The following is a 17,349-nucleotide window of genomic DNA, read 5'->3' as shown; positions in this document are numbered from 1 at the left end:
GGCTTTCACAACACCGTCTGGCGAGACCAGGCTGCCCGTTCTGTCGAACCCCCGCTCAGCACGTCTTAGAGCTCCGCGAGCACCGCCTGGATCGCCGGACTGGCTTCGGCGCTGCGGCGCCACGCCGCGTGCACCTCGCGCGTCGGCGGGCGCCGCAGCGGCCTGGCGACGAGTCCTTCGCTCAGGGGCGGGCGTGCCAGTCGCGGGATCAGCGCCAGGACCTCACCCGAGGCGACCAGCGACAGCTGCGTGGAGAAGTCGTCCACCAGATGCCGCACGTCGGGCTCCTCGGGCAGGCCGGCGAACAGGCGCCGGAACCACTGATGACAGACCGTCCCCGGCGGGCTGGTCACCCACGCGTGCCCGGCAAGGTCCGCCCCGTCCAGCGGAGACTCGGCGCGCGCCAGCGGATGGGTTCCGGCCATGACGACGTCGCCGAGGTCGGTGTGCACCAGGCGCCGGGTCAAGGCGGGCGACAGCGGGACGAGCAGGCCGTCGGCGTCGTGGAGGAGCGCGAGATCGGCGGTCCCGGCCTCGACACTGTGCAGGGCCTGACCGGGATCCTGCTCGGAGATGTGCAGGCGAAGATCGGGGTAGCGCGTCAGCAGCCGTGGATGGACAGGCGCGAGCAAACCGCGGATGGCGGTCGAGAACGCGGCCACCCGCAGGACACCGCGCGGCGCGCCCTCCGCGACCGACTGGGCGGCCTCGGCGCAGCGCTCGAGCGCCTGGAACACCTCCAGCGAGGAATCGACGACGGCCTGACCGGCGGGAGTGAGCACGACTCCACGACCCGCCGGGGCGAGGACGGGCGTCCCGATCTGCCGCTCCAGCCGCTTGAGCTGCTGCGACACCGCGGACGCCGTGAACCCCAGCTCGTCCGCCGCCCGCGCGAGCGTCCCGAGAGCGGCCACCGACCGCAGCGCCCGTAAAGCCCCGACCTCGATCATGAAGCCAGGCTACGCAATACCGACCAAAAAGCATCGCTGGACCGCAGGTATCGGCGCCGAAAGGATCGAGTACATGACCGAATCGCTCTTCGGAGCCAACCTCGTCGCCATGGTCACCCCGATGGAACCCGGCGGCACCCTCAGCGAACCCGGCCTCACCCGCCTGGTCGACCATCTGCTGACCACCGGATGCGACGGCATCGTCGTCGGCGGGACCACCGGCGAGTCACCCACCCTGACCGATACCGAAGCCGCCCTGCTCGTCCGCACCGTGGCGAACCAAGCCGGGGGCCGGGCGCGCGTGATCGCCGGCGTCGGTACCTACGACACCACCACCTGTATCCGGCGGGCCCACGAAGCCCAAGCGGCCGGGGCGGACGCGCTCCTGCTCGTCTGTCCTTATTACTCCAAGCCGACGCAAGCCGGGATCGTCGCGCACTGCCTGACGGTGGCCGACGCCACCGAACTGCCCGTGATGCTCTACGACGTTCCAGCGCGCACCGGGACGGCCATGGAAGAGGCCACCCTGCTCGAACTCGCCCGCCACCCCAGGATCCTGGCGGTGAAAGACGCCAAGGGCGACCTGTTCGAAGCGATGTCCGTCATGGCCCGCTCGCAGCTGGCCTACTACTGCGGCATCGACGAACTCAACCTGCCCTACCTCGCCGCCGGCGCCACGGGCCTCGTGAGCGTCGTGGGCAACGCCTTCGCCGACCGCAACGCCGAGCTCATCCGTGCCGTGCGCGGGGGAGACCTCGACACCGCACGAGCACTCAACGCCGCGCTGCACCCGCTGGCGGACGCGATCATGCGGACTTCGCAGGGGGCGATCATGGCCAAGGCCGCGCTCGCCGAACTCGGCGTCATCCCGCACGCGACGGTCCGGCTTCCGCTGCTCGAATCACCACCCGAGCACCTGCGGCGGCTTCGCGACGCCTTGGAGGATGGAAGAACGAGTGCGGCGGTCAACGTCGTCGGCGCTATGGGTGGTGCTCCTTCGATGCTCACTATCGCGACGACATAACCGTTGGTGACGACGCTACGAACACCGCCTGGGCGTGTCGTCGGTTCGCGGCAGGAGACGCGGTGGAGATTTCCCAGGCGGGTATCCACCCCGATCTCCACCTCCAGCACCAGGACTCCCTGCCAGGAAACCGGCTAGCGTCACCGCGTCAGTGACCGCACGGAACCAGGGAGGGTGTGATGGCGAACATGTATGCCGCATCGTCGACCGAGCCGGTGAGCACTTCCCCGGTTCGCGAGGCAAGGGGCTCACCGCACGCACCCAGGAGGTGCTGGACGACCTCGGTGTCGTCGACGAGGTGCTGCACTTCGGGTTCCGGCACCTGCCACACCGGCGGTACCTCGACGGCGACCAGGTCGCCGAGGCCGACCCGCACGCCCAGCGGACACCCACACCGGATCGGCCGTACGACGGCGGGCTGCTGATCCCGCAGTGGCGGATCGAGCGGATCCTGCGCACGCGGCTCGCCGAGCACGGCGTGCGGGTGGAACTGGCCGCAGGCCTCGCCGAGTTCAGCCAGTCCGCGAACGGTGTGCATGCGGTGCTGGATACCGGCGAGCGGGTGGCCGCGCGCTACATGGTCGGCTGCGACGGCGGCCGCAGCACCGTGCGCAAGGCACTCGGCGTGCGCTTCGAGGGCGAGACCAAGGAACAGGCCATGCTGCTCGGGGATGTCGAGCTCAGCGGGCTCGAACCGGACGCCTGGTACCAGTGGACCGTCCGCGGGCGCGGGTTCCTGGCCCTGTGTCCGTTCCGCCACGAGCGGTCCTGGCAACTGCAAGCCGTACCGTTCAGCGACCTCGGCGCCGAGGGCAGCTTCCCCGAACCCTCGCTGCCGTACTTCCGGCGGATCGTGGACGATCTCGCCGGCGGCAACGGCATCCGGCTCTCGAAGGCAAGCTGGCTGTCCACGTACCGGGTGAACGTGCGGATGGCCGACCGGTTCAGGGTGGGCCGGGTGTTGCTGGCCGGCGACGCGGCGCACGTGCATCCGCCGGCAGGCGGCCTCGGCATGAACACCGGTATCCAGGACGCGTACAACCTCGGCTGGAAGCTCGCCATGGTGTGTTCCGGCGCGCGGCAGTCGCTGTTGGACAGCTATCAGGAGGAGCGGCTCCCGGTTGCCGCGTGGACGCTCGGCGTGAGTGCCGAGGGGCTGCCCAGGGTCGCGGAGCGGTTCGTCAACGGTGGCAGCACGGACATCGCGGACGGCGCGCCCTCGGACGGCCAGCAGCTCGAGCTCGGCTACCCGGCCAGCTCGCTGTCCGTCGGCGGCGACGCCGAGAGTGGACCGCGCGCCGGTGATCGCGCGCCCGACGCGCCCTGCGTGGACAGCTCCGGCACACTACGGCGGCTGTTCGACGCCTTCCGCGGCCCGCATTTCACCCTGCTCGGCTTCGGCGAGTCCTGCGCCGGTCCACTGCGGGACGTCGGCACCGCCCAGCGTGGACTCGTCAAGCCGGTGTGGGTCGGCGCGCCGGGCAGCGGTGCCGATCTGGTGGACGTGGAGGGGCACGCGCGGACGGCGTACGGCGTCACCGGGGACACCCTCGTCCTGGTGCGGCCTGACGGCTACCTCGCGCTGCGCGCACCCGGCGCGAGCAGGACTGCCGTGCGGGACTACCTGGACCGGGTCGGCGTCAGCCGGAGCGCTTGACCGCCTCCCGAAGACAGAGCGAAGCCCCCGCGGAGGGAGGTCGCGGGGGCTTCGCTCTGTTCGTGGTGGGGCTAGCTACTTGTGCCGTGCGTCAGGCGGACCGGGTGGTCCTACGTCCCTTCAGCTCGGCGAGACGTTCGTTGAGCAGATCTTCGAGCTCCGGAATCGAACGGCGCTCCAGGAGCATGTCCCAGTGCGTCCTCGGGGGCTTGACCTTCTTCTGCTCCGGCTGTCCGCCGTCCACGATCTCGGACTCGCTGCCGTGCAGCCTGCACTCCCACACCGAGGGGATCTCGGCGTCGTCGGAGAAGGGCACCTCGAACTCGTGGTTCTTGGGGCAGGCGTAGCGCACGGTGCGCCGAGGGGCGAGGTCGTGGTTGCGGTCGGTCTCGTAGCTGACCGCTCCCAGCCGGCTTCCACGGAGAACACGGTCGGCCATGATGGGGGTCCTTTCAGTCAGCTCCGGGTGGAGCCAGGGTGATGCTCACCCTATGCAACGACGGGGAGGGCCAGAGGATTCCCTGGACACCATGTCCTTGCTCACGATGAGCTGTGTCACCCGGTGGCAACAGCTTCTCCTAGTAGGAGTGGTTTCGCGCTCTGGCGTGACGTCAATACGGCCATCTTGGTGCGGATATCCCCCAGATGGGCTAGTAGTACGCCTGTCACGTCAACCGTAACTGACCGTGTTGGGCCGAGGTCGGCCCCAGGTCGCCCAGTCGAAAGTGCCGACGGCACAATACCTGATAACGGACAGTGTTCAATTCACCCTCAGAACGTGATGTCAATGAAGTTTCAACTAGCACTTGCTCGGTATCCGCCACCACGACGGTGTCCCCGGCACGCAACACCTCGCCGTCCGACACCCTCGCGTTGAACCGTCCCGTCTGTCCACACCAGCACAACACCTCGACCTGAACCGGCTGCAGCTCGTCCGCCAACTCGAACAACCGCGCCGCACCCGGGAACAACATGCTCCGAAAATCCGTCGCGATCCCGAAGCAGTACACGTCGATCTGGACGTCATCGGCCAGTTCAGCCAGCTGATCCACCTGAACAGGTGACAAAAACTGAGCTTCGTCGACGATCAAGTAGTCCACATGCCGCCCCGCAGCCCACTGCTCACGCACCAGCAACCGCAGATCGGTCTCGTTCCCGACCTCGGTCGCCTTCCTCGTCAACCCGATCCGGCTGGTGATCTGCGGCTCACCGGAGCGGTCGTGCCGCACCAGCACCATCCCGCGACGACCCTGCCGCGCGTGGTTGTGGTCGATCTGCAACGCCAGCGTCGACTTCCCACAGTCCATCGGCCCGTAACAGAACTTCAACTTCCCGACGACCGGCACACCCCGCCGTGAACCCGCCACCGGCACCGACGACAACGCGTCCGTGGGGTCCGGGCCACTCTCCTTCAGTACGGTCACGACGCTCGACCCTATCGGCACGCTCCCGCCTCACAGCACCGCCGGTGGTCGGTTGCCCGCCGCCTCGATCGCCCGGCGCACCGGGACCAGCCACACGAACACGAAACCGAGCACGAAGAAGATCACCAACGCGATGATCGCGTACCGGAACGACCCGGTGATCTGCCCGACCGCGGCGAACAGCAGGGGACCGAGCCACGACGTCCCGCGCTCACCGACCACGTAGAGCGAGAAGTACTGCGCATCCTTCCCCTCGGGGATCATCTGCCCGAACAACGACCGCGACAACGCGTTCGTTCCACCGAGCACCAACCCGATCCCGACAGCCACCGCGTAGAACTGCAACGGCTGCCCCGCCTGGATGAAGAACGCGAAGCACAGCACCACGACCCAGGCCACCAGACTGCCCAAGATCGTCTTCTTCGCCCCGATCCGAGCCGCGATCGCCCCGTGGATCATCGCGCCGGCGTACGCCAGGAACTGGATCACCAGGATCGTCACGATCAGCACCGTGGTGCTGTACTTCAACTCGTCCTTGCCGTACTGAGCCGACACGGCCACCACCGTCGTGATCCCGTCGGTGAAGACCAGGTAGCTCCCGAGGAACGCCAGCGTCAGGGGATAGGCTCGCGCCTCCTTGATCGTCCGCTTCAGCTCCTTGAAACCCGCCGTCAGCACCGACAGGCCACGCTCGGCCGACTTCGGCACATGAGTCTGGGGGAGCGCCCGCACCGCCGGAAGCGTGAACACCGCCCACCAGATCCCCGACGTCAGGAAACAGATCTGGACCGCCCGATGCTCGCTCACCCCGAAGGCCTCATGGCCCAGGAAGAACCCCAGCTGCAGCGCCAGCGCCAAGCCACCACCGAGATACCCGAATGCCCAGCCCTTCGACGACACCGCGTCCCGCTCGTCCGGCTCCGCGATGTCCACCAGGAACGAGTAGTAGACGACCAGCGCCCCGCCGTACCCGATGTTGGCGAGGATGAACGTCCAGACGCCGACCTCCCAGTTCGTCCCCGCGACGAAGAACATCAGGGCCGACGCCACCGCGCCCAGGAACGCGAACCCGCCGAGGATCCGCCGCTTGTGCCTGCTCCGGTCCGCGATCGCCCCGGCGATCGGCAGCACCAGCACCTGCGTCACCGTCGCGATCGACAGCAGGTACCCCCAGAGCGACCCCGCCGGGAAATGCAGCCCGAACAACGAGACGTCACAGTTCTGAAGCGTGCTCGAAGCCCCACTCGAATCGGTGCACGCCCTGTCCCCGTTAAGGGTGAAATTCGCCCTGGCATCCGCGGACGCGATATCGCTCAAATAGAGCGCTCCGAACACCGTGATGACCGACGAATAGAACGGCGAATTGGCCCAGTCGTAGAGGTACCAAGCCCGCCACACCCGCTTGCGTTCACGGGTCACGGCCACCGTCATGCACTGCTCCTGAAGTCGAGAATGTCGAGGTCAGCGGGAGACTACTGGTGATCGCGCCCACCTGTCCGGCACGAGTCCGGACCGTGTTCGTTTCGACGCGAGACGAACCCTTCCCGGCCACCTTCCCGACCATCGTCGGCGTGTCGCTGCCATGATCGACGTGTGTTTCGTGTGAGGCTTGTGGTTGTGCTGTGACTCTTGTGAAGCAAGTGTCCGGTATTTACTGTTCCGCTCATGAGGACCCATCGCCTTCGCACAGCACACCGCGTAGTGGCGAGAACGCTCCTGCTCGCCCTCGCCGTGACGGGCCTGCAGATCGCCACCACCGGATCCGCCGCCGCGGATCCCCACGGCTCACACTGGGCCAAGCTCCGCGTGTGTGAATCGAGCGGGCGCTACAACATCAACACCGGCAACGGCTACTACGGCGCCTACCAGTTCGACCTGCCCACCTGGCGCAGCGTCGGCGGCCAGGGACGACCCGACCAGGCCAGCCCCCGCGAACAGGACTACCGGGCCCTCTACCTCTACCGCATGCGCGGCTGGCAACCCTGGGAATGCGCCGGCAAACTCGGCTTCCGCAACGACGGCGACGGCCGCAGCAAACGCGTCCCGTCCTACGACGACTCCGCCTACATCGGCGGGGGAGGACAGCCCGCCCCGCCGCCCCCGCCCAAACCGAAGCCCACCCCGCCCGCACCGCCCGGCGGCCCCAAACCGGCCTGGCCCGGCGTCGTCTACGCCTACGGCGACTGCGCGGCACCGCTCAAGCAGTTCCAACTACGCATGAACGCCTACGGCTACGGCTTCACCGGCACCGGCTGCTACTACGACAAGACCCGCGAAGCCGTCCTCGCCCTCCAACGAGCCAACGGCATCAACGACTCAGGCCGCCTCGGCCCCAAGACCTGGGACGCGGCCTGGAGCGGCAAACCGCCCCGGTAACCCTCGCGTTTAGTCCTCTGAATGCTTCGTATGAGCATTCAGAGGACTGAACGCAAGTCACGAAGGCCAGGACCCCCGCTCCCGGAGCACCTCACGCAGCAGATCCGGCCGATCCGTCACGATCCCGTGCACCCCCAGATCCAGCAGCAACCGCATCTCCGCCGGATCGTCCACCGTCCACGTGTGCACCTCGAAACCCGCTCGCGTCGCCAACCGCAGGAAAGCCCGGTCCACCACCTTCAACCGGCCCTGCCGCACCGGCACCTGCGCCATCGCACCCCGAGACAACGCCCGCAGCGAAACCAGCGGAACAAACCCGTTCGCCCACATCACCGCCACCGAACGCGGCCCCATCGCCGTCACCAGCTTCGGCCCCGCCAGCTTCCGGATCCGCGCCAGCCGCCCATCGGAGAACGACGCCGCCGCGACCCGGTCATGCGCCCCGGTCCGCTCGATCGCCCGCACGAAGGGCGCCACCGCCTGGTTCGACTTCACATCGATGTTGAACCGCGCCTCCGGCAACTCTTCGAGAACGTCCTCCAGCCGCGACAACGGCACACGGCCACCGATCTTGACGTCCCGCAGCTGCGCCCACGTCTGCCGGGAGATCAACCCCGCACCGTCGGTCGTCCGGTCCAGCGACTCGTCGTGATGCACGACCACCACGCCGTCCGAAGTCGCGTGCACATCCGTCTCCAGATAGCGATAACCCTCCGTCACCGCCTGCCGGAAGGCGGGCAGGGAGTTCTCCAGCCCTTCCAGATCACCGAGGTGCCAGCCCCGATGAGCGAAAGCACGCGGGAGCGGGTCTGCGAGGTACGGAAACAGTGTCGGCACCCCACTAGTGTGCACTTCGGTCGTGGCCCCGGCATGATCGTCGGATGGCCAGCTAGGGTCTGAGCCGTGAGGGAAGTGGCCGAACACCCGAAGACGTCCGCCGAAGAGGTCTCCGAGCTACGCCGCGCGGGCGCACCCAAGCACTGCGGATGGTGCGGCCGCCGACTCGAACAAGGCGGCAACGTCGGCAGGCGCCGCCGCTACTGTGGGCAATCCTGCCGCCAACGGGCCTACGAACGCCGGACCGCCCTCCAGCGCAGCGGCCTCCCCGAAGACGCGGTCGTCCTCTCCGACACCGAGATCGCCGCCCTGCAGGACAGGCTCTTCCAACTCCGCTGCGCCGCCGAAGACGTCGTCACCGCGGCCGACGACGGAGCATCCCTGGCCGAACTTCGCGGTCTCGCCGACGAAATCGCTCAGGCGGCCAAGGACCTCGAACAGCTCCGCTGACCTACACGATCCCGTCCAGCGCCCGATACGTCCGGTTGCTCGCGGCCGCGGCCCGCTGCTCCCGTCCTGTCGCCTCGATGTAGTTCTGGCTGGTCGCCAGGCTCGCGTGCCCCAGCAGCGCCATGATCTCCGACGCCGTCGCCCCGTCCTCGGCCAGCCGCGTCGCGAAGGTGTGCCGCAACGCGTGGAGGTTCGCCCCGACCGGTACGCGGTCGTGCAGACCCGCCCACCGGTAGCAGGACTTCACCAGGTACTCGAGCGCGCCGCGGCCGATCGGCTCGCCGGCACGATCCCGGAGGAGGGGAGTGGAGGGCCCGAACCGCTGCTGCGCGAAGCGACGACGGCACGAGGCCAGGTACTCCTCGATGATCTTCTCCATGATCGGCTGCACCGGGATCGACCGGTCACGGCTTCCCTTGCCGTGGACGTGCAGCCGCATCTCACCCTGACGGCCGACCAGCGACCGCGTGGTCAGGGCTCGCATCTCCGCAGCACGCAGTCCGGCGACCAGTCCGAGAGCGATCACCAGGACGTCCCGCTCCGGCCACGGATCCCTCGTCCGGCGTGATCCGTCGGCGGCGGCCGCGAGCAACTGCTCCGGGGTTTCCTCGCCTCGCAACGGTTTCGGCGTCAACGGTGGCGCCTTCGGCCGGGCGACCGCGCCCATCGGGTTGCCCGCGAGCAGCCCGTCGGACACGCAGAAGGTGAGGAACTGGTTCCAGGTCGACCACGCGCGCAGGACCGAACTTTTGGCGTGCGTGTCCGCGAAGGCGCCAAAAGCGTTCCGGAGCGCCTGGGCGGTGAGCATCTCGACAGTGAGGTCGTCAGGGGAGCGGTCCAGCTCGCGGAGCAGGAGACCGGTGATGCCGGCGAGGTCGCGGCGGTAGGCGTCGGTGGTGTGAGGAGAATCCTTACGGGGACGACGTGCGGCGAAAAAGGCTTGCTGTGCCTCGGAGACCCTCATGAGGATCTTGTACCGCATGACACCGACAGTCTTACACTGGGTTATATTCCGTTTCATGCATAATCACTATTATGCATGAAACGGAGTGATGGGTCCGGAAACCCCTCGCGGGGGATCTCGGTCCGCTCGTCGTCTCCCGGAGCGTCTCCGAGGGTCTGCCCTGACGTTTTGCCTTGGAGGCTCCTTCGTTGCGCGTGGGGCCACCCAGGAGAGGCTCCACAGATCCGACTGGCTAGATCGGCGAGCTTGATCGACACTGATGCCTCTGTTGGCCACTTGGTGACCGGAGACGCTTGGATTGATTCGTCACAGTGACGTAATGAGGTCGGGTGATTGGTCATCCGTTTCGTGTCCTTGGGGGTGTCCTGACCGGTTCTGGGCGCCAAGGGGTGGCTGAGTCCAGGGAGAGGTGAAGGGAACCGTGCCCGCGACTGATGCGGTGAAGGGAGCTTTCGCTGCGTAACACGCGACGAAAGGCCCCTTCAGCTCACGTCGGAGGCCCCTCTCGAGCCTCGTTATCCAGGTCGTCCAAAGTGCCGATAATGTATATTATGTCAAGTAGTCGTTCTGAGGGGCTGCGCTAGGGTCTTCCCCGGAGATGATCCAACTTGGGGGTAGGCGAAATGTCCGAGAACACCGCTGTGCGCGTCGATCCGTCCAACGAGCGGATGCTGAAGGCGTGGGACGGCAACGACGGCGCGCTCTGGGCGAAGCGCGCACAGCGCTTCAATGACGGCGTCGCCGCGTACCGTGACACCTTCTTCTCCGCAGCTGGCATCCAGCTGACAGACAACGTCCTCGACGTCGGCTGCGGCGCCGGCCAGACGACACGGGACGCCGCACGGCAAGCCGCTGACGGTTCCGCGCTCGGTGTCGACCTCTCCAGTGACATGCTCGGCCTCGCCCGGCGGCTCGCTGAAGAGGAACGTGTTCCCAACGTCTCCTTCGACCAGGCGGACGCTCAGGTCCATCCGTTCCCTGAGGCGGGCTTCGATGTGGTGATCAGCAGGCATGGATCGATGTTCTTCGGTACTCCCCTGGCCGCGTTCGCCAACCTGGCCCGTGCGACGCGCCCTGGTGGGCGCCTGGTCCTGCTGACGTGGCAACCGTTGCGGCTCAACGAATGGATCACTACGTTCCGGACGATCTTCGCCGCCGGTCGCGAGGTACCGAACTCGGATCTCGCACTCAGCGACCCGCTCGAGACCGAACGGCTGCTGACCTCCGCCGGGTACACCGACGTCCTGTCGACCGCGGTGGACAAGCCGATGTACTTCGGTCAGGACGTCGATGACGCGGCGGAGTTCGTCGTCGAGCAGCACGGCGGGCGGTTGAGCGACTTGGACGACGCCACTCGTGCGGAGGCCATCGAGACCTTGCGTGCCGATCTCGCCGAGCACCAGACCGGCCGAGGCGTCTTCTATCGCTCGGCGGCCTGGCTCATCGAGGCTCGACGTCCTTGATCTACTGCTTGCGGGCGATCAGATAGGCCTGCGGGGTGCTCTCGAATTCTCCGGACGGCTCGCGGACGAGCTGGGAGATCACGCTGAACCCCGCCTCCCCCAGCTGCTCGGCGATCTTCTCCGGAACCAGCCTGTACGCCTCGCAGGAGATGTCGTGCCCGTACGCGTGCTCGATGTGGCGCACTTCGTCGCCTACCTGGAACGCCACCAGCAGATGTCCTCCTGGGGCGAGGACGCGGTGGAAGTCGGCGAAGATCTCCGGCAGCCGCTCTCGTGGCGTGTGGATGATCGAGTACCACGCGACGACGCCGGCCAGTGCACCGTCCTCAATGGATAAACCGGGCATCTCCCCGATTTCGAAGTCCAGGTGTGGGTACCACTTCCGGGCGACGGCGATCATCTCGGGTGAGAGGTCGACTCCGCGGATGTCGAGCCCCAGCCCGTGGAGGTAGTCGGTGATGCGGCCGGGGCCGCAGCCGATTTCGGCGACGCGGCCGCCACCGGCGGCCTGGACGAGTTCCGCGTACGCGCCGAGCATGGCTCGATCCCAGGTGGAACCCGCGAGGTGGTGGCGGAGGACTTCGGCGTAGTCGGCCGCGACCGTGTCGTAGGCGGTGCGTGTCGTTTGGAGGTAGTCGGTCACGGCGGGGACCTTATCCCCCGGCACCGACAACAATCGTCGCGTACAGCTCGTCGTCGGTGATCACTTCGGGCGTCAATCCGTTGCGTGCCATGGCTTCCGCGGTGCTCGCGGCCTGGCTCTCCCCTGTTTCGATCAGCAGGTGCCCGCCTGGGGCGAGCCACTGTGGAGCTTCGGCGGCGACGCGCCGGTGGACGTCGACGCCGTCTTGGCCGCCGTCGAGTGCGACGCGGGGTTCGTGGTCGCGGGCTTCGGGCGGCATCATCGCGATCGCGTCGGTCGGGACGTAGGGGGCGTTGACGACGAGGAGGTCGACACGGCCTCGCAGCGACGGTGGAAGGGGCGCGTAGAGGTCGCCTTCGAAGACCTCTCCCCCGGCGTCGGCGACGTTGAGGCGGGCGCAGCGGACGGCGGCGGGTTCGATGTCGGCCGCGTAGAGCCGGATTTCGCCGAGTTCCGCGGCGATGGCGGCGCCGAGTGCGCCGGTGCCGCAGCAGAGGTCGACGACGACCGCTCCGGGCCGGGCGAGGGTGAGGGCGTGACGGACGAGGAGTTCGGACCGTTGACGTGGCACGAAGACGCCTGGTTCGACGGCGATGCGGAGCCCGTGGAATTCCGCCCAGCCGAGGATGACTTCGAGGGGTTCTCCCTCGACGCGGCGTTGGACCATGGTGTCGAGTTCGGCGGGTGTGCGGGCTTCGGTGCTGAGGAGCCGGGCTTCGTCTTCGGCGAAGACGCATCCGGCTGCCCGGAGTCTGGCGACGATGGTCACTTCTCGCGCAGCCTGGTGAGGATCCCGTCGAGCGCGTGGCGGACGGTGTCGGGGACGCCGTTGGTGCGGAGGTCGGTGAGGAAGTGTTCGTTGAACCCGCCGGGGGTCATGTGTTTGCCGACGAGGGTTTCGAGGGAGCCGCTTTGCTGGAGCAGGGCTTGGCCGAGCTGTCCGAAGATGTGGCTGGTGAAGGCGGTCGCCGTGGTGTCTTCGATGCCTTGGTCGGTCATCCAGGCGGCGATGGTGCCGAGGTAGTCGAGGTGGGCGGCGAAGGTGGCCGTGGCGGCGCTGAAGACTTCGAGGTCTTTCTCGGCGTCGGGGACGATGCTGCCGCCGATGCTGTCGAAGAGGGCTCGGGCTTCGGCGTTGTCGGGGTACATGGCGGTGAGGCTTTGGCGGCGGGCGGCCGGGGGCAGCGGGATGCTCCGGACGGTTTCGCCCGCGGGGGTGGCCCACTCCTGGAGTTGGGCGAGGGGGACGCCGGCGAGGGCGCTGATCAGGGTGTGGTGGGGCTGGAAGGTGAGGTCTCGGAGGACTTCTTCGGCGATCGGCGGGCGGACGGCGAGGATGATCGTCGTGGCGCTGTCGACGACGGCTTGGTTGTTGTCGCGGACTTCGACGTTGGCGAAGCGTGCCGAGAGTTCTTGTCCGACGCTGCGGCTTCGGGGTGAGAGGTGGATCTTGGGTGGGTCGGTGACGTCTTTGCTGAGGCCTTCGACGATGGCGGCGGTGATTTCTCCCGCGCCGATGAATCCGTAGTCCATGGTCACTCCTCTCAGGCGCCGGTGTCGCCGTCGATGCGTTCGCGGATGAGGTCGGCGTGGCCGTTGTGGCGGGCGTATTCGCCGATCATGTGGACGTAGAGCATGCGGAGTGAGAAGGGGTCGCCGCCGAGGTCGAAGGTGTCGTCGAGGGATCCTTCGGCGGCGGCTTCGTCGGCCAGGCGGATTTCTTCGAGGAGGGTGTTGTAGGCCTCTTCGGCTTTGGTGGCGTCGAGGACTTCGAAGTCGTGGTCCTTGCCGAGTTCGGGGTCGTAGAGGGGGCCGATGTCCTGTGCGGTGTAGCGCAGGCGGAACCAGATGCGTTCGACCTTGGCCAGGTGGCGGATGAGGCCGAGGAGGGTGAGGTTGGAGGGCGGGACCGACGCCTGGGCGAGTTGTTCTCCGGTGAGGCCGGCACATTTGCCGAGGAAGGTGCTGCGGTGCCAGGCCAGCAGGGTAGGCAGGAGAATGCGTTCGTCGGCGGCGGTGTCGCCGGACGGACGGGTCACCTCGGGGGCGGTCCATGTCATAGCGGCGATCATGCCACCGGGTGACAACTGGTTTGTGGTGAGCCGTGGGAGCGGGGCGTGAGCGGCGTCACTGGGGTCCGGCTGAATCCTTTTGCCGGGGTGTCGGCTCTTGTAGGGGCCGGGACGAGCTCGGCGTGGGAGGAGGGGTTGTCGTGGGGGCCGATTGGCCGAGGGAGTCTTTGATCGTGGCCGCGCAGGGTGGGGACGAGTCCGCCATCGCCGCTCTGGTCTCGGGTTCTCATCCGCATGTGCAGCGGTTCGCGCGTTCGTTGTGCGCTTCGCCGGAGGATGCGGAGGATTCCGCGCAGGAGGCCTTGATCGTCCTGTACCGCAAGATCGGCACCTTGCGGGCTTCCGGTGCGTTGGCGTCGTGGATGTTCCGGATCGTGCGGAACGAGTGCCTTCGCCGGGCTCGGCGGGCGTTTCGTGGTGACGATCTGGTGGGTGCCGAGGCGGTGGTCTCGGCGGAGGACGACGTCTTGCAGCGGTTGGAGGCACAGCGGGTGGCTTCGGCGATCGCCGAGTTGCCTGCTGAGCAGCGTCGCGTGTTGATCATGCGTGACGTGCAGGGGTATTCGGGCCGGGCGGTCGCCGACGCGCTGGGTCTGAGCATGCCTGCGATGAAGTCCCGTCTGCATCGGGCGCGGGCGACGGTCCGTGAGCTGTTGCTCTCTCGATAACCCCTTTTTCCTTTTCGGTTCTTTTCTTTTGAGGAGTCTTCATGCTCGAAATCGGTTCCGTGGCCCCTGATCTCGCTCTGGAGGACACCGCGGGGCGGGTTGTCCGGCTCTCGGATTACCGCGGTGCGGACGACGTGCTGCTGTATTTCATGCGTTCGGTGACCTGCCCTGTGTGCAACGGTCATGTGAAGGACCTCGCGAAGCTCGGCGATGTGCGTGTCGTGGTGGCCGTTCCCGAGGGGCGGGCCGAAGCCGAGGCTTGGCGGGCGAAGCGTGGGTTGTCGCTTCAGGTGGTCACCGGCCGGAGTGGTACGCCGCATGAGGCCGTCGGGCTGGTGAAGAAGGTGTTCGGTGCGCTGCAGCAGTCCGGCAGTGTGCTGATCGACCGGGCGGGGGTGGTCCGCCATGCCCACGCCGCGACCCTGCCCACCGCCGCGTACGACAAGAAGGGCATCGCGAGGGCGATCGACGAGTTGGTTCGGACGCGTTGACTGAAGGTGTGAATCGGTGCTTCACTTCTTGAGTGCCGTATCGCCGTACACCGAAGGTCCAGGAGCGTCTCGACGCCCAGCGCGGCGCCGTCCTCGCCGCCGCGCTGGAGCAGTTGGCCGAGCGCGGCTACGCGGGTTGTTCGGTGTCGGCGGTCGCGGAGCGGGCCGGGGTGGCTGTCGGGAGCGTGTATCGCCACTTCCCCACCAAGGCCGCGCTGGTCGTGGAGTTGTTCCGGCAGGTCGTCTCGCGTGAGGTCGAGGCGGTGCGCGCGGTGTCGGAGCGGCCCGGCACGCCTGCGGAGCGGGTCGTGGCTGTCTTCGACACCTTCGCGAGCCGTGCGCTGAAGGCTCCGCGGATGGCGTACGCGCTGCTGGCCGAGCCCGTCGACGCGCCGATCGAGGCCGAGCGCCTGGTGTTCCGGCGCGCTTTCCGCGATGTGGTGGCCCAGCACGTGGCCGATGGCGTCCGTTCCGGGGAGTTCCCCGCCCAGGACGCGGAGGTCACCGCGGCGGCGCTCGTGGGGGCGGCGGCCGAGGTGCTGATCGGCCCGTTGACCACCGGCAGTGCGGACGAGGTGTCCGGGCTGCGCACTTTTGTCCTGCGTTCTTTGGGAGGTTCGGATGCCGGTCACTCATGAGGTCACCAATCAGGTGCCGCCGCTGGCGGAGTACGACGTCGCCGCGGATCCCGCGTTGCTGGAGGGGCTCGAGCGGGCGGACGCGGGCTGGGCGGTGGCGGAGGTCCACGCACTGGGCAGGCTGGCCGGGAGTGAGCAGGCCCAGGAGTGGGGCAGGCTGGTCAACGAGAACGAGCCGGTGCTGCGGACGCACGACCGGGTCGGGAACCGGATCGACGAGGTCGAGTTCCATCCGTACTGGCACGAACTGATGGACGTCGCGGTGTCCCATGGGCTGCACGCGACGCCGTGGCGGGATTCGCGGCCGGGTGCGCACGCGGCGCGGGCGGCGAAGATGTACGTCTGGGGTCAGGTCGACGCGGGGCATACGTGCCCGATCTCGATGACGTACGCGGCGGTTCCGGCGTTGCGGTTCAACCCTGAGCTTTCCGAGCGGTACGAGCCGTTGCTGGCGTCGACGGAGTACGACTTCGGGCTGCGTGAGCCGGGTTCGAAGCGCGGTTTGATCGCCGGGATGTCGATGACGGAGAAGCAGGGCGGTTCCGACGTCCGGGAGAACACGACCACGGCGCGGCCGCTCGGTGACGGCAGCTATGTGATCGTCGGGCACAAGTGGTTCACGTCGGCGCCGATGTCGGACATGTTCCTGACGCTGGCCCAGGCGCCGGGTGGGTTGTCGTGTTTCCTTCTCCCCCGTGTCTTGCCGGACGGCTCGCGCAACGGGATCCGGTTGCAGCGGCTGAAGGACAAGCTGGGCAACCGGTCCAACGCGTCGTCGGAGATCGAGTACGACGACGCGATCGGCTGGCTGGTCGGCGAGGAGGGCCGCGGGGTGCGCACCATCATCGAGATGGTGAACAACACCCGGCTGGACTGTGCGGTCGGGAGCGCGTCGGGGATGCGGTACGGCGCTGTGCGGGCGGTCCACCACGCGCGGCATCGGCGTGCGTTCGGGGCGAACCTGGTCGATCAGCCGTTGATGGGCAACGTGCTGGCGGATCTCGTGGTGGAGTCCGAGGCGGCGACGACGGTCGGGATGCGGCTGGCGGCGGCCACCGACCGGCCCGGTGACGAGCAGGAGCAGGCGTTCCGGCGGCTGGGGTTGGCGGTGACGAAGTACTGGGTGTGCAAGCGTGGTCCGTCGCATGCGGTGGAGGCGCTGGAGTGTCTGGGCGGCAACGGGTACGTCGAGGAGTCGGGGATGCCGCGGCTCTATCGTGAGGCTCCGCTGATGTCGATCTGGGAGGGTTCGGGCAACGTCGCGGCGCTGGACGCGTTGCGGGCGATGGCGAAGCAGCCGGAGTCGGTGGCGGCGTACTTCGCGGAGGTCGAGCAGGCGGCCGGTGCCGACGCGCGGCTGGACGACGCGGTGGGCAGGCTGCGCAAGGAGCTGTCCGATCTGTCGGACATCGAGTACCGGGCGCGGCGGCTGGTCGAGTCGATGGCGCTGGTGTTGCAGGGCTCGTTGCTGGTGCGGCACGGGACGCCGGCGGTGGCCGACGCGTTCTGCGCGTCGCGGCTGGGTGGCGATTGGGGTGTCGCGTTCGGGACGCTTCCGTCCGGTGTGGACACCCGGGCGATCATCGCCCGTGCCGAGGTCGGATAGACGCTCGGTATCCGCGTGACCACGTGGTGCGCCGGTCCGGCCGGTTAGCCCGGCCGGACCGGCTCCGAGCACTGCGAACAGCCGCA

Annotated in this window: 19 protein-coding genes; 9 read left to right on the top strand and 10 right to left on the bottom strand. The window is 67.9% G+C overall.

The window, feature by feature from the left end; genetic code table 11:
• Window positions 1–65 precede the first annotated feature (65 nt).
• Window positions 66–950: a LysR family transcriptional regulator gene (locus HDA45_RS41665; RefSeq protein ID WP_184905023.1), complete on the bottom strand. Its 885-nt coding sequence runs from the start codon at window positions 948–950 to the stop codon at window positions 66–68.
• Window positions 951–1,023: 73 nt separating this feature from the next.
• Between HDA45_RS41665 and dapA the strand changes: the two genes are divergently transcribed.
• On the top strand, window positions 1,024–1,974 hold the full coding sequence (gene dapA / locus HDA45_RS41660; protein ID WP_246480955.1) for a 4-hydroxy-tetrahydrodipicolinate synthase: 951 nt from the start codon (window positions 1,024–1,026) through the stop codon (window positions 1,972–1,974).
• Window positions 1,975–2,125: 151 nt separating this feature from the next.
• Window positions 2,126–3,631 carry an FAD-dependent oxidoreductase gene (locus HDA45_RS41655; RefSeq protein ID WP_343072277.1) on the top strand — a complete coding sequence of 502 codons (1,506 nt, stop codon included), beginning with the start codon at window positions 2,126–2,128 and terminating at the stop codon, window positions 3,629–3,631.
• 91 nt (window positions 3,632–3,722) lie between these two features.
• Here the strand turns inward: HDA45_RS41655 and HDA45_RS41650 are convergent, their stop codons facing one another.
• The 3 genes from HDA45_RS41650 to HDA45_RS41640 all read right to left on the bottom strand — a co-directional run bounded on the left by HDA45_RS41650 (window position 3,723) and on the right by HDA45_RS41640 (window position 6,486).
• Window positions 3,723–4,070, bottom strand: a complete 348-nt coding sequence (locus HDA45_RS41650) for an RNA polymerase-binding protein RbpA (protein WP_005151365.1) — start codon at window positions 4,068–4,070, stop codon at window positions 3,723–3,725.
• 226 nt (window positions 4,071–4,296) lie between these two features.
• Entirely contained in the window at window positions 4,297–5,055 is a 759-nt protein-coding gene (locus tag HDA45_RS41645) for a thymidine kinase (protein ID WP_184905021.1), read from the bottom strand.
• A gap of 30 nt (window positions 5,056–5,085) precedes the next feature.
• A complete protein-coding gene (locus tag HDA45_RS41640; protein ID WP_184905019.1) occupies window positions 5,086–6,486 on the bottom strand; it encodes an MFS transporter in 1,401 nt (466 codons plus the stop codon).
• Window positions 6,487–6,756: 270 nt separating this feature from the next.
• Between HDA45_RS41640 and HDA45_RS41635 the strand changes: the two genes are divergently transcribed.
• Window positions 6,757–7,431 carry a transglycosylase family protein gene (locus HDA45_RS41635; protein ID WP_184905017.1) on the top strand — a complete coding sequence of 225 codons (675 nt, stop codon included), beginning with the start codon at window positions 6,757–6,759 and terminating at the stop codon, window positions 7,429–7,431.
• Between the two features lie 57 nt (window positions 7,432–7,488).
• Here the strand turns inward: HDA45_RS41635 and HDA45_RS41630 are convergent, their stop codons facing one another.
• A complete protein-coding gene (locus HDA45_RS41630) occupies window positions 7,489–8,268 on the bottom strand; it encodes a glycerophosphodiester phosphodiesterase family protein (RefSeq protein WP_184905015.1) in 780 nt (259 codons plus the stop codon).
• A 66-nt stretch (window positions 8,269–8,334) separates the two neighbouring features.
• Here HDA45_RS41630 and HDA45_RS41625 point away from each other — a divergent pair, with 66 nt between their 5' ends.
• The gene (locus tag HDA45_RS41625) at window positions 8,335–8,718 is read left to right on the top strand and encodes a hypothetical protein (RefSeq protein WP_184905013.1); all 384 of its coding nucleotides are present in this window, start codon (window positions 8,335–8,337) and stop codon (window positions 8,716–8,718) included.
• A gap of 1 nt (window position 8,719) precedes the next feature.
• On the opposite strand, the gene HDA45_RS41620 is transcribed toward HDA45_RS41625, so the two are convergent.
• Window positions 8,720–9,700: a tyrosine-type recombinase/integrase gene (locus tag HDA45_RS41620; RefSeq protein ID WP_184905011.1), complete on the bottom strand. Its 981-nt coding sequence runs from the start codon at window positions 9,698–9,700 to the stop codon at window positions 8,720–8,722.
• 605 nt (window positions 9,701–10,305) lie between these two features.
• On the opposite strand from HDA45_RS41620, the gene HDA45_RS41615 reads away from it, so the two are divergent.
• Window positions 10,306–11,145, top strand: a complete 840-nt coding sequence (locus HDA45_RS41615; RefSeq protein ID WP_184905009.1) for a class I SAM-dependent methyltransferase — start codon at window positions 10,306–10,308, stop codon at window positions 11,143–11,145.
• 1 nt (window position 11,146) lies between these two features.
• Here the strand turns inward: HDA45_RS41615 and HDA45_RS41610 are convergent, their stop codons facing one another.
• From HDA45_RS41610 to HDA45_RS41595, 4 genes are read right to left on the bottom strand one after another with little or no spacing between them, the layout of a single operon-like run.
• Window positions 11,147–11,788 (bottom strand): methyltransferase domain-containing protein, encoded by a 642-nt coding sequence (locus HDA45_RS41610; RefSeq protein ID WP_184905007.1) that lies wholly within the window; start codon window positions 11,786–11,788, stop codon window positions 11,147–11,149.
• A gap of 10 nt (window positions 11,789–11,798) precedes the next feature.
• Window positions 11,799–12,557 (bottom strand): putative protein N(5)-glutamine methyltransferase, encoded by a 759-nt coding sequence (locus HDA45_RS41605; RefSeq protein WP_184905005.1) that lies wholly within the window; start codon window positions 12,555–12,557, stop codon window positions 11,799–11,801.
• Window positions 12,554–13,321, bottom strand: coding sequence for an NAD(P)-binding domain-containing protein (locus HDA45_RS41600; RefSeq protein WP_184905003.1), 768 nt, complete (start codon window positions 13,319–13,321; stop codon window positions 12,554–12,556). The genes HDA45_RS41605 and HDA45_RS41600 overlap by 4 nt, the downstream gene beginning before the upstream one ends.
• A gap of 11 nt (window positions 13,322–13,332) precedes the next feature.
• The gene (locus HDA45_RS41595) at window positions 13,333–13,860 is read right to left on the bottom strand and encodes a DinB family protein (RefSeq protein WP_221471392.1); all 528 of its coding nucleotides are present in this window, start codon (window positions 13,858–13,860) and stop codon (window positions 13,333–13,335) included.
• A 140-nt stretch (window positions 13,861–14,000) separates the two neighbouring features.
• On the opposite strand from HDA45_RS41595, the gene HDA45_RS41590 reads away from it, so the two are divergent.
• The 4 genes from HDA45_RS41590 to HDA45_RS41575 are packed head-to-tail and all read left to right on the top strand — an operon-like array spanning window position 14,001 to window position 17,263.
• Window positions 14,001–14,528 (top strand): sigma-70 family RNA polymerase sigma factor, encoded by a 528-nt coding sequence (locus tag HDA45_RS41590; protein ID WP_184904998.1) that lies wholly within the window; start codon window positions 14,001–14,003, stop codon window positions 14,526–14,528.
• Between the two features lie 41 nt (window positions 14,529–14,569).
• A complete protein-coding gene (locus HDA45_RS41585; protein ID WP_184904995.1) occupies window positions 14,570–15,019 on the top strand; it encodes a peroxiredoxin family protein in 450 nt (149 codons plus the stop codon).
• A gap of 32 nt (window positions 15,020–15,051) precedes the next feature.
• On the top strand, window positions 15,052–15,657 hold the full coding sequence (locus HDA45_RS41580; RefSeq protein ID WP_184904993.1) for a TetR family transcriptional regulator: 606 nt from the start codon (window positions 15,052–15,054) through the stop codon (window positions 15,655–15,657).
• Complete coding sequence (locus HDA45_RS41575; RefSeq protein ID WP_184904991.1) at window positions 15,641–17,263, top strand: acyl-CoA dehydrogenase family protein; 1,623 nt, start codon at window positions 15,641–15,643, stop codon at window positions 17,261–17,263. Before HDA45_RS41580 ends, HDA45_RS41575 begins: the two co-directional genes overlap by 17 nt.
• The last annotated feature ends 86 nt before the right edge of the window (window positions 17,264–17,349 follow it).

Source organism: Amycolatopsis umgeniensis, assembly GCF_014205155.1.
GTDB classification, from domain to species: Bacteria; Actinomycetota; Actinomycetes; order Mycobacteriales; family Pseudonocardiaceae; genus Amycolatopsis; species Amycolatopsis umgeniensis.
The sequence above is the reverse complement of the archived record's forward strand: the minus strand, read 5'-3'. Positions and strand labels throughout refer to the sequence as shown.

What these genes read in the sequence shown, in the direction of transcription:
- HDA45_RS41585 (WP_184904995.1), top strand. Translation starts at nt 14,570, where the DNA reads ATGCTCGAAATCGGTTCCGTGGCCCCTGATCTCGCTCTGGAGGACACC.
- HDA45_RS41615 (WP_184905009.1), top strand. Translation starts at nt 10,306, where the DNA reads ATGTCCGAGAACACCGCTGTGCGCGTCGATCCGTCCAACGAGCGGATG.
- HDA45_RS41640 (WP_184905019.1), bottom strand. Translation starts at nt 6,486, where the DNA reads ATGACGGTGGCCGTGACCCGTGAACGCAAGCGGGTGTGGCGGGCTTGG.
- HDA45_RS41620 (WP_184905011.1), bottom strand. Translation starts at nt 9,700, where the DNA reads ATGCGGTACAAGATCCTCATGAGGGTCTCCGAGGCACAGCAAGCCTTT.
- HDA45_RS41665 (WP_184905023.1), bottom strand. Translation starts at nt 950, where the DNA reads ATGATCGAGGTCGGGGCTTTACGGGCGCTGCGGTCGGTGGCCGCTCTC.
- HDA45_RS41650 (WP_005151365.1), bottom strand. Translation starts at nt 4,070, where the DNA reads ATGGCCGACCGTGTTCTCCGTGGAAGCCGGCTGGGAGCGGTCAGCTAC.
- dapA (WP_246480955.1), top strand. Translation starts at nt 1,024, where the DNA reads ATGACCGAATCGCTCTTCGGAGCCAACCTCGTCGCCATGGTCACCCCG.
- HDA45_RS41595 (WP_221471392.1), bottom strand. Translation starts at nt 13,860, where the DNA reads ATGATCGCCGCTATGACATGGACCGCCCCCGAGGTGACCCGTCCGTCC.
- HDA45_RS41575 (WP_184904991.1), top strand. Translation starts at nt 15,641, where the DNA reads ATGCCGGTCACTCATGAGGTCACCAATCAGGTGCCGCCGCTGGCGGAG.
- HDA45_RS41600 (WP_184905003.1), bottom strand. Translation starts at nt 13,321, where the DNA reads ATGGACTACGGATTCATCGGCGCGGGAGAAATCACCGCCGCCATCGTC.